Source organism: Actinomadura sp. WMMA1423 (assembly GCF_006547145.1).
Lineage (GTDB): Bacteria > Actinomycetota > Actinomycetes > Streptosporangiales > Streptosporangiaceae > Spirillospora.
The window spans coordinates 5027682-5041117 of sequence record NZ_CP041244.1; the positions used below are offsets into that span (position 1 = coordinate 5027682).

Consider the following 13436-nt stretch of genomic DNA (forward strand, 5'->3'; position numbering starts at 1 on the left):
TGAATCCAGCCTGACGATCTGCTCTTCGGTGGTCACCGAAGGCCAAACCGCATCGGACCAGCTCGCCGGAATCAAGCCACTACTCGTAGGCCCGCTCAAGCTCGTCCCAGAGCCGGCGCGGCCCGTGGTGGAGAACAAGATGATCGTCGGACGCCGAGCGCGAGGAGTTGTGGAAGGCGCTGGGCTACATGCGACCCGGCGACTCCCTCGTGTGCCGAGCCCTGACCGCCTCGGCTGGTCCCTGGAGGACCTGATCTCGATCGTCGCCGGGCTCCGCAAGCACGGCGTCGGGTTCCGGTCCCTGCATGGGGGGAGCGACACAACCGTCGCGGGCGGCCGCCTGGTCTTCCACGTGTTCGCTGCTTGCCGAATTCATCCGCGAACTGATCGTGTGGGCGCGTGAGGGCGATGGTGGCTCTGGGGCGAGGCGGCCGTGGTCGCATCGCTGCCTGTGGGTGGTGGAGGGGCGGTCGGGGGTGGCCGCCCCTCCGCTGGTCTTCATGAGGGGCCGAGGACGGCGAAGACGACTTTGCCAGCGTTGTTGGACAGGGGGCGGATGCCCCAGCAGCGGGCGAACTGGTCGACGATGAACAGGCCCCGGCCTGCTTCGCTGATCGTGTCCGTTGCTTGCATGCGCGGCAGGTCGTACGTGGCGTCCTGGACTTCCAGCCAGAGTGCGCCGTCGTCGGTGCGGCCGATGCGGAAGGTCACGTCGTCGTCGGACGCGGAGGCGTAGCGGAGGGCGTTGGTGACCAGTTCGCTTGCCACCAGGCAGGGGACGAAGTCGTCCATGTCCCATTGGCCGGTGACCAGACGGACGAACCGCCGTACCTCGGCGACGACCTTGAGGTCGTTCTTCACCACCAACTCGTGCTCGTGACGCGCCGCCTCGCCCATGATCCTTCTCCTCACTGTGTGTGTTCTAAAGCACACAGTGGGCAACCTTCGGGCTATAGTCATCGTGCTTGGCATGTTTGGCAAGCATTGGCAGGCCAGGTCCCTGCATAGTCATCTTCCCCCGAGAGGCAGGTGCAGATGCCGCGCCCACGGCAGCGTCCACGGGAAAGTCCCGCCCTCGTCGCGTTCGGCCGCCAGATGCGGCGGATGCGGGAGTCCAAGAAGGTCAAGCAGGAGACCATTGCTCACCTGACCAAGGTCAGCGCACCTCAGGTCAGCAAGATCGAGGCAGGTAAGCGGCGTGCCACCCGGGCCTTTGTCGAAGCCGTCGACGATCACTTGGAGGCCGGTGGCGCGCTCATCAACCTCTGGGAAGACCTGAACAAGGACGGACACCCTGTTCCGATCTGGTTCGACTGGCCTCAGATCGAGATCGACGCGACGATGCTGATCTGCTGGCAGCATTCCGTGATCCCAGGTCTCGCCCAGACTCCCGAGTACGCTCTCGCGATCGTGCACGGCAACCAAGAGGCCGCAAACCTGCGGATCAGCCGCCAAGCCATACTCAGCCGAGACGACGAACGAGGTCCGGCGATCGTCCTCTTCTTAATCGAGGAGCAGGTGCTCTACCACCAGGTCGGAACCGCCGAAACAATGAAGAACCAGCTTGAGCACCTGATCGAGATCAGCACGCTGCCCAACGTCACCGTTCAAGTAGTGTTGAGCCGCGGTGATCACGACGGCAACATGGGAGCCTTTGTGCTCGCGACCATGGAAGATCGGAGCGAGGTCGCGTATGTCGAAACGGCCATACGCTCGATCACGACAGACGACCCCGCCGACCTCTCCATACTCGCCCGAACGCTGGTCGATCTACGCGCACGTGCGGTCACCCAAGACATGTCACGGGAGCTGATCAGAAAGGTGGCTGAAGAGAGATGGACCTGACAAACGCCAAGTGGCGCAGGAGCAGCCACAGCGGCCCCAACGGCGGCAACTGCATCGAACTGGCAGGTCTCTCCTGGCGCAAGAGCACACACAGCGGTTCGAACGCAGCTGAGTGTGTCGAACTGGCGGATGCGGCTGGAGTGGTGGCGGTGCGGGACAGTAAGGACCCGGGCGGGCCCGTCCTGCTGGTGAGCCGCGCGGCCCTGCGTACTGCCGTCCAGTCCGCCACGGACATGCACTGAGCGTCCCGCATCGACCACCCCCCAATCCCCCATCCGCTGAGTAGCGGTGCGGCGATCGTGCGGGGCGGATCGTTCGGGCGCTCGATCTTCCTGGCTTTCCGTGTGATCCTGGAATGGCGGATGTGCCGTCCGGCTTGGGGCTCCGGCGGCGGTCTGGACGGGAGCGGGGATGAGCGGAGAGCGCGAGGTCGATTGGGCCGCGAAAAGGTACAGCGTCGAAAACCTCGAGTGTCTCGCCCTCATCAGCATGCTGTTCGGCGTCTGGCTGCTGATGGTCTCGACCTTCGCCTTCATCGGCGTGGCCGGGGAAATCGCGGCCACCCGGCGCGCGGAGCGGGGCGAGGGCGTCCCCGGCACGTTCACCGCGCTGTCGCAGACGTGCTCACGAGGTGAATGTTCCTGGAGCGGCACGTTCACGAGCGCCAGCCTCCCCGGGTACATCGTCGAGGATGTTGACCTGAGAGGGCGCGGCGATCGTCCCATTTACGCCGGGAGCACGTTTCCCGCTCGCGACGTCGGTTCAGTGTGGTTCGTCCAGATGGAGGGCGGGCCGCCGGAGTGGGGGGTACCCGGCGGCATCGGGCTGCTCGCCGCTGTCACCGGAGTCGCCGGTGTGGGGTTCAACGCCGCGGTGCTGTGGGGCGTTCACGGGACCCGGGCTCCTCGCGCGGCGCGCAGGCGGCAGGCAGGGGAACGCGGTGGCTTCACACTGCGCGCCCTTGTCGACCGGGACCGGTGGGGCTGGTCGGCGCGGCCCGGCTCCTCCACGGTCAGGGTGAAGATCGCCAGGTCCAAGGGCCGGACCCTGGGCGGGGTGGCCGGCCTCCTGTCGCTGGTGGCGTCGCTGCTGCTGTTCGGCCTGGTCTGGGTGGTGTTCAACGGGAAGATCACCTGGGCCGAGCAGGTCGCGGCCTCGTGGGTGCTGCTGTTCGCGCTCGTCCTCGTGGGCGTCGCGGTCCAGACGCTCCGGCTGATGCTGGTACGGCCCCGGATGTGGGTGACCGACGATGAGATCGTCATCTGGGACGCGGTGCTGCTGTGGAGGGTGCTGCGGATCCCGCGCACCGCGATCGCAGGGGTCCGCTACGGTGACGAGCCGCGGCGGCAGGTCAAGGGGGGCGTGGCCCACCTGACGCCGTTCCGGGAAGAACTCAACCTCGTCCTGCGGATGCGGGACGACCTCTCTCTTCCCGCGCGCCGGCTGCGGTGGGGGAACTGGTTCTGGGTCGTGTTGATTCTCAAGGACCTGGACCCGAAGAGGGGCATGCCTCAGCGGGGGCGTCCGGTCCGCTGGTTGTGCCTTCGGGTGAAGGAACCGCGCAGGGTGGCCATCGACCTCGACCGCTGGCTGGGGAAGGGCGAGAAGCTCTCGCCGTCGGAGTTCGCGTCGGTCGATCACTCCCATTACGGCACGGTCCGCACGCACCGCGGCGCCGGTGGCGCACGCGTCAAGATCAGGGGCCCGCTTCCCCAGCCGGTGCTGGCCGAGTTCGTGAACGAGGGACCGGGAACGCTGCGGGCATTGCTTCGACGTACCGAGTTCAGCCGGGGAGCCCAGGTCATGGCGTGCGGTCCCGGCTCCCCGCCCGCCATGACCGTCCTGGACGACCGGCTGGTATCCGACAAAGCACTCACGAAGCGGTTCCTGTACGTCGAGTCCGACGGGCGGTGGACCGTCACGATCAGCGGACCGGACCGCGCTCGCGAATTCACCGAGTCGGTCACGGGCAGCGGGCCCGACGTGCTCAGCTACCAGGGGCCGCCTGGAATCGCCGTCGTGTCATGCCCGGACGGACAGTTCCACCAGGTCCACCTGCACGGACCCAACCTGGACGCCCTCCACGGCTGCGATCCCGTCGTGTCCACCGCCGCGCTCAACCCGCTGCCGGATGACGACTCCCCGCCCAACTGGAGCACGTTCGCCGTTCCGGCGCAGGCGGTGCTACGGGTGAGGGCCGCCGACGCGCACTGGCAGATCGACGTGACGCCCCTGGACCAGGCAGACGTGGACGCCCCCGCCCAAGCCGCGGAAGAGGGCACCGTCCCCGTGCCGCCCACCGGCCGCGTCCGCCCCTTCGAGCACTCGATCGCGGGTGACCGGACCGCAGTGGTCCGCTACCTGGGACCTCCAGGAACTGTGCTGTTCCGCAGCGGAGACGTCTTCGGCCTCCTGCACCTCGACGCCACCCTGACCCCGATCCGGACACTCGCCCTCCCGGACGGCGACACGGAAATCCAGCTCCGCCCCCAGACGCTCCTCCAGGTCACCGGAGGCCGCGGCACCTGGTCCCTGCAAGAGGCGCACAACCTCTACTCGTCGGGCTGATCCGTCGAGAACGGCACCTCAGGCGGTCCGAGCGGCGGGACGATTCGCAGGTTTTCTTACGGAAAGCGGCTTTCTGGATCTTTCCGGACGCGGTCCGGGCGAGGTCCGGCATGTCCCGTCGGTGTTCTCCCGGGGGGCTTGTCCCCCGTGCGAGCTACCGGGAGGTGTCCACTGCGTGGTGAAGATCTGGATGGGGGTGGATTCATAGCGTTTCGGGCGAAGCCGCGGCGGTTCAGGCCGCGAAATCCCCGAAGGAGTCGCCATGCGATTGGTGAAGCAGCTCGTGGTCGTCGCGGTGGTCGCGGCCGCCGGTGGTGCGGGTGTCAGCGCCGTGCAGTGGAACCCGTTCCTCACGCTCGTCCTCGGTGCCGCGACGGCGGTACTCAGCCTGTTCGCGTACCGGTGGGTAGTGCGGCGGACCGAGCGCCGCGAGCCGGGGGAGCTGGCGTGGGAGGGCGCGGGCGGTGCCGTCACCCGCGGGATGCTGATCGGTTTCGCGATGTTCGCCGCCGTCATCGTGAACATCGCCTTCCTCGGCGACTACCGGATCGACGGCTTCGGCTCCGCGAGCGGCCCGATCGCGCTCCTCGGCTTCATGGCCGCCGCGGCGGTGACGGAGGAGGTGATGTTCCGCGGCGTCCTGTTCCGGATCATCGAGGAGCGCACCGGCAGCTGGGCGGCGCTGGCGCTGACCGGCCTGGTGTTCGGCCTGGTGCACCTGCCCAACGAGAACGCCACCCTGTGGAGCGCGCTCGCCATCGCCATCGAGGCCGGCGGCATGCTCGCCGCCGCCTACATCGCCACCCGCAACCTCTGGGTGCCGATCGGCCTGCACTTCGCCTGGAACTTCGCCGGGGGCGGCGTCTTCGGCACCGAGGTCTCCGGCAAGGACGCCCCGGACGGGCTGCTCGACGGCGTGACCTCGGGCCCGACCGCGATCAGCGGCGGCGCGTTCGGACCGGAGGCGAGCCTGTACGCGGTCGGCGCCGGCGCGGCCCTGACGGTCGCGTTCATGTGGCTGGCGCGCAGGCGCGGCACCATCGTCCACCGGGGCGGGGCCTCCCGGGCCGCCGAGACCGCTACGCTCGCCCAGTGATCGACATCCGGCGGGCCGCGGAGGTGTGGCGGCGGCTGGACGAGACGGTGCGGGACCTCCCGCTGCCGCTGCTGCTGGCCGCCGGGTCGCTCGTCCCGGCGCTGCGGACCCACGGGACGCAGCTCGGCGATCTGCCCGCCCGCCCGTTCGACGCGCTGGCCGTCCCGGTGGTCCTGCTCACCTGCCTCCCGCTCGCCGTGCGCCGGCGCAGGCCGGCCCTTTGCCTCGTCCTCGTGTCGCTCGGGTTCGCCGCCGACCAGCTCCGCGCCTACCACTCGTTCGCGGGCAGTGCCCTGGCGTTCGCGCTGGTGAGCGCGGGTGCCCATCTGGAGCGGCGCCGGTACGCCGTCGCGGCCGGTCTCTCGGCGGGGTACGTGGCGCTGGCGGTCGCGCTCGACCGGATCGGCTCCCCCGAGCACCTGGACGGCTTCGTCACGTTCTACCTGGTGACCGTCTTCGCGTGGGGCGTCGGAGCGTGGCTGCGCTCCACCCGGGCCGTCGAGGCGGAACGCCGCCGGCGCGTCGCCGAGGCCACCCGCGCGGCCGAACGCACCCGCATCGCCAGGGAGCTGCACGACGTCGTGACCCACCACGTGACGGCGATGGTCGTCCAGGCGGAGGCGGCGCGGTACCTGACCGCCGCCCCCGACCGCCTGGACGAGACCCTGAGCGCGGTCACCGACACCGGCCGCCGGGCCATCACCGACCTGCGGCACCTGCTCGACCTGCTCAATCCCGACCACGGAGCCGACGCCAGGATGCCGTCCGTCGCCGAGCTCCCCGCGCTCGTGGAGAGGACGCGCCGGGCCGGGCAGCCGATCGAGTTCAGCTCGGCGGGCGAGCCGGCGGAGTCGGCCGGAAGCGCCGAGTTCGTGGCGTACCGGGTCGTCCAGGAGTCCCTGACGAACGCCCTCAAATACGCCCATGGCAGCCGTACCGTGGTGCGGGTGCACTACCGCGACAGGGAGATCAGCGTGGAGGTCGGCAACGACGCCTCCGGCTCGGCGGCCGCGTCCCCCGGCGGGAGCGGCCGGGGCCTGGCCGGGCTCCGCGACCGGGTCGGCGCCCTGGGCGGCGACTTCACCGCGGACCCGCGGCCGGACGGCGGCTTCGTCGTGCGGGCCCGCATCCCCTCCGGGAGCCCTTCGTGAGCACCCCGGTCCGGGTACTGGTCGCCGACGACCAGGCGCTGATCCGCACCGGATTCGCGACGATCATCGACGCGCAGCCCGACCTGGAGGTGGTGGGCGAGTGCGGTGACGGCCGCGCCGCCGTCGACCTCGCCCGCCGCCTCGTCCCGGACATGGTGGTGATGGACGTCCGGATGCCGGTCCTCGACGGCATCGAGGCGACCCGGCTGCTGGCCGGCGCCGGGGTGGCCGACCCGGTCAAGGTGCTCGTGGTCACCACGTTCAACCTGGACGAGTACGTCTACCAGGCGCTGCGCGCGGGGGCGAGCGGCTTCCTGCTCAAGGACGCCCCGCCGGCGCAGCTGCTGCACGGCATCCGGACCGTCGCGGCGGGCGCCGCGCTGCTGGCGCCCGAGGTGACGCGGCAGCTCGTCGGACGGTACGCGGCGCGGATCCGTCCCACCGAGGACGCACCGGCCGACGCCGCGCTGACGCCCCGCGAGATGGAGGTGCTGCGCCTCATCGCCGACGGGCTGTCCAACAGCGAGATCGCCGCGACCCTCGTGCTCAGCCAGGAAACCGTCAAGACGTACGTCTCGCGCATCCTCACCAAGCTCGACCTGCGCGACCGCGTGCAGGCGGTGGTCTACGCCTACCGCCGGGGCCTGGTGACCTGAACCGGGCGGCCTGCGGTGCTCGCCGGAGCGCTTTCTTATCGTCGGCATATCGAAAACCGCATACGGGCCGGCAACGCCCCGCCGCCTTGACTGGCGGGTATGAACGGGATTCCACCACCGGCGCGCAGTACGGCCCGCCGGATTCGCCGGCTCTTCGCCCTGGGGCTGGTGGTCGCCGTGGCGGCCATCGCCGCGGCCCTCGGCCACCGGTCGCAGACCGCCTCCACCTCCTCGCCGGGACCGGTCCTGGACTCCCCGGCCTGGTCGTCCTCGCCCCCGCGTCCCCCGAAGGCTCCGCGCGAGAAGCACCGCGGTGCGGTCGGCGGCGCCGACGGCGTCGTCCCGGACGGCGTGACGGTCTTCGACGACGAGGCTCCGGCCGTGAACAAGCTCAATCCCGACCTGCTCAAAGCCCTCCGCCAGGCCGCGAGGAACGCCGCGGGCGACGGGCTCGAGTTCTACGTCAACAGCGGCTGGCGTTCCCCGGCGTACCAGGAACGGCTGCTTCGCGACGCGGTCTCCAAGTACGGGTCGGAGGCAGCGGCCGCCCGATGGGTGGCCACCCCGGCGACGTCCCCCCACGTGTCGGGGGACGCAATCGACATCGGCCACACCGACGCGGCGGCGTGGCTGTCCAGGAACGGCGCCCGGTTCGGGCTGTGCCAGATCTACCGGAACGAACCCTGGCACTACGAACTGCGCACCGGCGCGATCGATGGCGGGTGCCCGCGCATGTACGCCGACCCCACCCAGGACCCGAGGATGCGGCGATGACCGGCGGCGAGCGAGGACGGACGATGGCTCAGGTGGACATGTTGGAGAGCGGGCGGAGCGCCGCCGACCGCCAGGACACCGGTTCCGGCGGCCGGCGCGCCGGAGTCGGCCGGGCGATCCGCGCCGGATCCCGGCCGGAGCCCTGGAAGCGCGGCCCGGTCTTCGCGGCGCTGGCGCTCCTGCTGGGGCTGTCCATGCTGCTGCACGCGCAGATCCCGAACGGGATCGGGAACCTCGGCAGCCTGGTGGAGACCTGCCTGCCGTGGTTCGGCCTGTTCGTCCCGGTGCTGCTGGCCGGCGCGATCTGGCGCCGCTCCGCCTCCGCGACGGTCGCTCTGCTGCTGCCGGTCGTGGTGTGGCTGAACCACTTCGGCGGGCTGCTCGGCGACAAGGCACAGGCGGGCGACGAGATCACCGTGGCCAGTCACAACGTCGGCGCCGACAACCCCGACCCGGCCGGCACCGCCCGTGCCCTGATCGCCTCCGAGGCGGACGTCCTGGCCCTGGAGGAGCTGTCCCAGCAGGCCAAGGGCACCTACGAGAAGGAGCTCGCCGAGGCGTACCAGTACCACGCGGTGGCGGGCACGGTGGGGCTGTGGAGCAGACTGCCGCTTTCGGAGATCCGTCCGGTCGACATCAAGACGGACGCCGGACCGCTGGGGGCGGCCAAATCGGCTGACGTCAAGATGCCCTACAACCGGGCATTGCGCGCGACCGTGGCCACTGAGCACGGGCCGCTGGCGGTGTACGTGGCCCATCTGGGGTCCGTACGCGTGAATCCCAGGACGGGCTTCTGGACGGTCCACCGCGACAGGGGAGCGCAGGCGCTCGCCGAGGCGCTCGCCGCCGAGCGGAACGGGCGGGTGGTGCTGCTCGGCGACCTGAACGGCACCACGGACGACCGCGCGTTCGACGGCATCAACTCGCGGATGCGCTCCGCCCAGGCCGTCGCCGGGGACGGCTTCGGCTTCACCTGGCCCGCGAAGTTCCCGGTGGTGCGGATCGACCAGATCATGGTCAGGGGCGTGGAGCCGAAGAGCGCGTGGGTGCTGCCCGCGACGGGAAGCGACCACCGGCCGGTGGCGGCCGGGATCAGCTGGTGAGCACCGCGCGGGGGGCGTGCGTCAGCCCCTCGCCCAACGGCGGAGTTTCTCCGGGTTCCGTATCACCCAGATGTGCTTGATCCGGTCGCCCGCGACGTCGAACGCGAACACCGTGACGATTGCGCCGTCCTGCTGGACCACCAGACCGGGCTGACCGTTGACGGTGCGTTCCAGGAGGGCGACGCCGCCGAGCCTGTGGCGGGCGAGTTCGACCCAGGCGCGGGCGATCTGCTCGCCGCCGTCGATGGGTTCCAGGAAGGTCGTGGCAAGGCCGCCGCCGTCCGCGACCGCCTTGGCGTCGGGGTCGAGCAGGCCGATCAGGGCGTCGATGTCCTTGGCCTCCCAGGCCCGTTTGAACTCCCTGACGATGCCGAGCTGCCGGGCCGCCGGAACCGCGGGGCTCCGGGATTCGCGGACGCGCCGCCGGGCCGATGAGGCCAGTTGGCGGCAGGCCGCCGGGGTGCGGCCGACGATCTCGGCCACTTCGGCGAAGGGGAGGCGGAAGACGTCGTGCAGGATGAACGCGACCCGCTCGGCCGGGGTCATCGAGTCGAGGACGACCAGGAACGCCATCCCGACCGACTCGTCCAGGGTGACCCGGTCGGCCGGGTCGGCGGCCGCGCCGCCCGGCCGCCCGCCGATCCACTCCGCGCGCTCCGGCAGCGGCTCGGGGAGCCATTCGCCGACATAGGTCTCCCGCCGGGCCCGCGCCGAACCGAGCATGTTGAGGCAGACGCGGCCGGCGACGGTCGTCAGCCAGGCGCCCGGGGACTCGATGGCGTCCTGCTGCCGCCGCGACATCGCGTACCAGCGGGCGTAGGTCTCCTGTACGGCGTCCTCGGCCTCGGACAGCGAGCCCAGAAGCCGGTACGCGAGATTGATCAGCTGCCGGCGCTCCCGCATGAGGGCGTCGAGGTTCGGATCGGGCCGGTCCTCCCCCGGCCCGTGTCGGGTGGTCATGGTGCCGGCGGCCCCCTCGGTCGGTTCTGCCATCAACGGTTCGACAGGACAGCGCACCGGATTGTGAGGCCGGTGCGCCGCCTCACAATCCGGGGAGCCGCGTTGTCGGACTGCTGAGACGACCACGCCATCCAGTGAACAGGAAGCTCGGAGACACCATGACACTCTCGATGCCGACGGCACGGTTCGCCGACCCGGTGCCGGCGCAGCGCCTCGACCGGGCGGCCGCCGCGCTGACCGCACGCGGTTTCACCGTCGAGGTCCTCGACGGCGCCGCCGCCGCACGCACCCGCCTCAAGGCGTTGATACCCGACGGCGCGAGCGTGTTCACCGCGTCCAGCGAGACCCTCCGCCGGTCCGGCATCGACGAGGACATCAACGGCAGCGGGCGGTACGACGCCGTAAAACCGCGTGCGCTGGCCATGGACCGCGCCGCCGAGGCGGACGACATCCGGCGGCTGGTCGCCGTGCCTGACGTCATCGTGGGCAGCGTGCACGCGGTCACCGAGACCGGCTCCCTCGTGGTCGCCTCCGGAAGCGGCACCCAGTTGCCCGGCTACGCGGGCGGCGCCGGCCGCGCGATCTGGATCGTCGGGGCACAGAAGGTGGTGCCCGACCTGGACACCGCACTGCGACGCGTCGAAGAACACTGCCTCCCCCTGGAAAGCGCCCGGACCCAGGAGGCCTACGGGTGGCCCAGCCAGGTCAACCGCCTTCTCGTCCTCAACGCGGAACACCAGCCGGGTCGCGGCACAGTCCTCCTACTCCGCGAACCCATCGGCTTCTGAACACCCGGGTGACGGCCCGGATCCTCCGTGCTTGGGAAACCGCCGCATGCGGTGATATTGGGTTGCGGGACGTCGACACGGCCCGGTGTTCAGGCGCGCTGGGCACCGGACACCGCCGCGTCGAGGAGGTCGGCGACCTCGTCCATCACCTCGATGATCGGTCGGCTGTCCTGTTCGACCCTGGCCCGTACCAGCGAGCCTTCGAGGGCGGCGAGGGCCAGTCCCGCGAGCCGTCGGGCACGGGAGGGCGGCACCGCCGCGACGATCAGCGCATCCTCGATCAGCGCCGACCAGGCGGCGAACGCCTCGCGTCCGGCCGTCGTCACACCGGGTTCCTGTGGAGCGAGTTCGAGCAGCGTGGTGGTGAGCGGCGATCCGTCCCGGAAATCCGAATCGGCCATCCAGCCGCCGACCATCCGGGCGTAGGCGCGAAGCAGCATGGCGGGGGAGGGCTCGCGCTCCGCGAGGTCTCTGAGCGTCCGGGCGACCACTCCGCCCGCGTGTCGGACCACCTCCTCGCCGATCTGCGTCTTCCCTCGCGGGAAGTAGTGGTACAGCGAGCCTTTGGGAGCACCGCTGGCGGCCAGGATCTCGTTGAGCCCGGTCGCCGCGTAGCCCTTCTGCCGGAACAGTGTCGCGGCGGCGCGGACGATCGCCTCGCGATGCTTGGCCGGGGCGGGCATGGCGGCCGACCTCTCCTTCTGGTGCCGGGGCGGATGCTTATATAGACTGGTCTACATGACGGCGAAGGACAACCTTCTCACGCAACTCCGCCAGATCAACTCGTCTGCGGCATTCAACCAGTGGGCGGGCTTCGAGGTGGTGGAGGCAGAGCCCGGACGGGTCGCCCTGCGACTGCCATGGCGCGAGGAGCTCGGCCAGTACGCCGGGCATCTGCACGCCGGCCTGGTGTCCGCGCTCATCGACACCGCATGCGGTTTCGCCGCGTACACGCTTTCAGGGGCGGTGGTCGCCTCGCACTGCGCGGTGAACTACCTGGCCCCCGGAACCGGCACCGGCTACCTGGCCACCGCCGAGACGGTCAAGACGGGCAGACGACAGGTCTTCGCCAGCGCGGAGCTCCGCGACCACCCCTCCGGCGCGCTCATCGCCAACGGCCAGACGATCCTCATCCCCGTCGCCTGAGGAAGGTGCCGGAGGTCAGGCACGGCCCGCGTCGAGAACCCGTCAGTTCTCACCCGGCGGAGGATCAGAGCCTTCTTGGCCGTTCCGGGCGCGGCGGTATTCCCGCCAGGCGACGTGCTGCGAGCGCTCGATCTCCTCGATGGTCGGGAGTTCGCCCGGTGGCGGCGGGGGCGGCTTCGCGGAGGTGACGAGGTCGTAGAAGTAGCGGCACGCCTCGTCCTCCCCGGGGAAGTCGCGCATGGGGACGCACTCGCCGCGCTCGCACAGCCCGACGGCCCAGCGCCCCTCCCGCCGTCGCAGGTAGAGGTACTCGCTGGGCCGCCAGGCCGGCTCGTGGACGCCCTCGATCTCGTACTCCCGGAAGCCGGCGCGGGTCAGCGCGGCTTCGAGTTCGCGGCGGTCCAACCGTCAGTAGATCCGCCGCAGGTACTTCTTCTTCACGAGCCACTTCACGGAGAGGAAGGTCGGCGCTCCTCGGACGTAGGCCCCCATGAGGACGTACTGGAGCCCCCGTCCCGGCTGCTGGAACGCGGGTTCGGCCGGGCCCCCGTCGACGGAGAAGGGCCGCACGACGCGGTACACGTGGTAGTTGCACAGGTGTTCCGGGTCGTCGGCGCGCGTGTTGAGGCTGTCCGGCGGCAGCGCGCGGGACCCGAAGGACGCGCCGGCGGGAGACAGGAACCGGCCGGTCTCCGCGCCGAACCGGTCGATGAACTGGCCGGAGCGAAGCCTCGTCTTGAACCGCGCCGGACGGCTGTTGATGTCCCTGAGCTGGTGCGCGAAGCCGTCGTCCGGCGGGTAGCGCCAGCCGGGCGGGACCTTGCCCTCGTCCCAGTACTGGTAGAGGAACTGCGAGGGCGACAGGTCGCCGTAGCGGTCGTAGCCGCGCAAGAGGAATCCGAAGTAGCCGCTGCGCGGGAGCCGTACGGGGCCGAGGCGCGGGTCCCGCTTCACATAGGGCGGCCCGCAGACCTTCGCCCTGCCGCCGGCGTCCTTCGCCGCCTGCGCGAAGCCCTGCGCGGTGGTCGGCATGGCCTGCTGCCGCTCCGGCTGCCGGCCGCAGTCCTCCGCCTGCTTGATGATCTCTCTGGCGCTCGCCGCCAGCGGGGCGGCGCACGCGTCCGCCCGGGGTGAAGGCACGCCGCCGGAACCGGCGGCCTCCGCGGTTCCCGTCAACGTGACGGTGAGGCCGAGGATCGCGGCCGAGACGGCGCCGCTCTTGAAGACCCGCATTCGCTCTCCCGATGGGTCGGTGATTCTCGCTTCCCCGGAAGGGGACGTCAGGCGAGCGGCCCACCGCTTGAACGCATGATGCCGGTACGCGGAAAATCGCGATCGAGGTCGTCCGC

Annotated in this window: 16 protein-coding genes; 11 read left to right on the top strand and 5 right to left on the bottom strand. The window is 70.6% G+C overall.

The genetic code is table 11. From position 1 onward, the window contains the following. Positions 1-139: 139 nt before the first annotated feature. On the top strand, positions 140-403 hold the full coding sequence (locus tag FKD65_RS45655) for a recombinase family protein (RefSeq protein ID WP_240810350.1): 264 nt from the start codon (positions 140-142) through the stop codon (positions 401-403). Positions 404-498: 95 nt separating this feature from the next. On the opposite strand, the gene FKD65_RS23225 is transcribed toward FKD65_RS45655, so the two are convergent. After that, on the bottom strand, positions 499-912 hold the full coding sequence (locus FKD65_RS23225) for an ATP-binding protein (protein WP_141579484.1): 414 nt from the start codon (positions 910-912) through the stop codon (positions 499-501). Positions 913-1035: 123 nt separating this feature from the next. Here FKD65_RS23225 and FKD65_RS23230 point away from each other — a divergent pair, with 123 nt between their 5' ends. The 8 genes from FKD65_RS23230 (at position 1036) to FKD65_RS23265 (ending at position 9193) form a co-directional block, all read left to right on the top strand. Further along, complete coding sequence (locus FKD65_RS23230; RefSeq protein WP_302931618.1) at positions 1036-1845, top strand: helix-turn-helix transcriptional regulator; 810 nt, start codon at positions 1036-1038, stop codon at positions 1843-1845. Beyond that, a complete protein-coding gene (locus FKD65_RS23235) occupies positions 1836-2087 on the top strand; it encodes a DUF397 domain-containing protein (protein ID WP_141579486.1) in 252 nt (83 codons plus the stop codon). Before FKD65_RS23230 ends, FKD65_RS23235 begins: the two co-directional genes overlap by 10 nt. A 247-nt stretch (positions 2088-2334) precedes the next feature. Beyond that, positions 2335-4413, top strand: a complete 2079-nt coding sequence (locus FKD65_RS23240) for a hypothetical protein (RefSeq protein WP_141579487.1) — start codon at positions 2335-2337, stop codon at positions 4411-4413. A gap of 262 nt (positions 4414-4675) precedes the next feature. Further along, entirely contained in the window at positions 4676-5509 is an 834-nt protein-coding gene (locus FKD65_RS23245) for a CPBP family intramembrane glutamic endopeptidase (RefSeq protein WP_141579488.1), read from the top strand. Then, positions 5506-6660 (top strand): sensor histidine kinase, encoded by a 1155-nt coding sequence (locus FKD65_RS23250; protein ID WP_141579489.1) that lies wholly within the window; start codon positions 5506-5508, stop codon positions 6658-6660. Before FKD65_RS23245 ends, FKD65_RS23250 begins: the two co-directional genes overlap by 4 nt. Beyond that, the gene (locus tag FKD65_RS23255; protein WP_141579490.1) at positions 6657-7316 is read left to right on the top strand and encodes a response regulator transcription factor; all 660 of its coding nucleotides are present in this window, start codon (positions 6657-6659) and stop codon (positions 7314-7316) included. The genes FKD65_RS23250 and FKD65_RS23255 overlap by 4 nt, the downstream gene beginning before the upstream one ends. Before the next feature lie 99 nt (positions 7317-7415). Then, positions 7416-8090 (top strand): M15 family metallopeptidase, encoded by a 675-nt coding sequence (locus FKD65_RS23260; RefSeq protein ID WP_141579491.1) that lies wholly within the window; start codon positions 7416-7418, stop codon positions 8088-8090. Between the two features lie 23 nt (positions 8091-8113). After that, the gene (locus FKD65_RS23265; protein ID WP_240809557.1) at positions 8114-9193 is read left to right on the top strand and encodes an endonuclease/exonuclease/phosphatase family protein; all 1080 of its coding nucleotides are present in this window, start codon (positions 8114-8116) and stop codon (positions 9191-9193) included. A 21-nt stretch (positions 9194-9214) separates the two neighbouring features. Here the strand turns inward: FKD65_RS23265 and sigJ are convergent, their stop codons facing one another. After that, positions 9215-10153, bottom strand: coding sequence for an RNA polymerase sigma factor SigJ (gene sigJ / locus FKD65_RS23270; RefSeq protein ID WP_141579493.1), 939 nt, complete (start codon positions 10151-10153; stop codon positions 9215-9217). Positions 10154-10311: 158 nt separating this feature from the next. Here sigJ and FKD65_RS23275 point away from each other — a divergent pair, with 158 nt between their 5' ends. Further along, positions 10312-10941, top strand: a complete 630-nt coding sequence (locus FKD65_RS23275) for an LUD domain-containing protein (RefSeq protein WP_141579494.1) — start codon at positions 10312-10314, stop codon at positions 10939-10941. Positions 10942-11030: 89 nt separating this feature from the next. Here the strand turns inward: FKD65_RS23275 and FKD65_RS23280 are convergent, their stop codons facing one another. After that, positions 11031-11624 carry a TetR/AcrR family transcriptional regulator gene (locus tag FKD65_RS23280; RefSeq protein WP_141579495.1) on the bottom strand — a complete coding sequence of 198 codons (594 nt, stop codon included), beginning with the start codon at positions 11622-11624 and terminating at the stop codon, positions 11031-11033. Positions 11625-11679: 55 nt separating this feature from the next. Here FKD65_RS23280 and FKD65_RS23285 point away from each other — a divergent pair, with 55 nt between their 5' ends. Then, on the top strand, positions 11680-12087 hold the full coding sequence (locus FKD65_RS23285; protein ID WP_141579496.1) for a PaaI family thioesterase: 408 nt from the start codon (positions 11680-11682) through the stop codon (positions 12085-12087). A 42-nt stretch (positions 12088-12129) separates the two neighbouring features. On the opposite strand, the gene FKD65_RS45030 is transcribed toward FKD65_RS23285, so the two are convergent. Together FKD65_RS45030 and FKD65_RS23295 are read right to left on the bottom strand one after the other, a co-directional pair. Continuing rightward, on the bottom strand, positions 12130-12492 hold the full coding sequence (locus FKD65_RS45030; protein ID WP_205718228.1) for a hypothetical protein: 363 nt from the start codon (positions 12490-12492) through the stop codon (positions 12130-12132). A gap of 3 nt (positions 12493-12495) precedes the next feature. Then, positions 12496-13320, bottom strand: a complete 825-nt coding sequence (locus tag FKD65_RS23295; protein ID WP_141579497.1) for a TNT domain-containing protein — start codon at positions 13318-13320, stop codon at positions 12496-12498. Positions 13321-13436 lie beyond the last annotated feature (116 nt).

Excerpts from the sequence above, each read along its gene's own strand:
- FKD65_RS45655 (WP_240810350.1), top strand. The coding sequence starts at position 140 with ATGATCGTCGGACGCCGAGCGCGAGGAGTTGTGGAAGGCGCTGGGCTA.
- FKD65_RS23230 (WP_302931618.1), top strand. The coding sequence starts at position 1,036 with ATGCCGCGCCCACGGCAGCGTCCACGGGAAAGTCCCGCCCTCGTCGCG.
- FKD65_RS23235 (WP_141579486.1), top strand. The coding sequence starts at position 1,836 with ATGGACCTGACAAACGCCAAGTGGCGCAGGAGCAGCCACAGCGGCCCC.
- FKD65_RS23240 (WP_141579487.1), top strand. The coding sequence starts at position 2,335 with ATGCTGTTCGGCGTCTGGCTGCTGATGGTCTCGACCTTCGCCTTCATC.
- FKD65_RS23245 (WP_141579488.1), top strand. The coding sequence starts at position 4,676 with ATGCGATTGGTGAAGCAGCTCGTGGTCGTCGCGGTGGTCGCGGCCGCC.
- FKD65_RS23260 (WP_141579491.1), top strand. The coding sequence starts at position 7,416 with ATGAACGGGATTCCACCACCGGCGCGCAGTACGGCCCGCCGGATTCGC.
- FKD65_RS23265 (WP_240809557.1), top strand. The coding sequence starts at position 8,114 with ATGGCTCAGGTGGACATGTTGGAGAGCGGGCGGAGCGCCGCCGACCGC.
- sigJ (WP_141579493.1), bottom strand. The coding sequence starts at position 10,153 with ATGACCACCCGACACGGGCCGGGGGAGGACCGGCCCGATCCGAACCTC.
- FKD65_RS23275 (WP_141579494.1), top strand. The coding sequence starts at position 10,312 with ATGACACTCTCGATGCCGACGGCACGGTTCGCCGACCCGGTGCCGGCG.
- FKD65_RS23280 (WP_141579495.1), bottom strand. The coding sequence starts at position 11,624 with ATGCCCGCCCCGGCCAAGCATCGCGAGGCGATCGTCCGCGCCGCCGCG.
- FKD65_RS23285 (WP_141579496.1), top strand. The coding sequence starts at position 11,680 with ATGACGGCGAAGGACAACCTTCTCACGCAACTCCGCCAGATCAACTCG.
- FKD65_RS23295 (WP_141579497.1), bottom strand. The coding sequence starts at position 13,320 with ATGCGGGTCTTCAAGAGCGGCGCCGTCTCGGCCGCGATCCTCGGCCTC.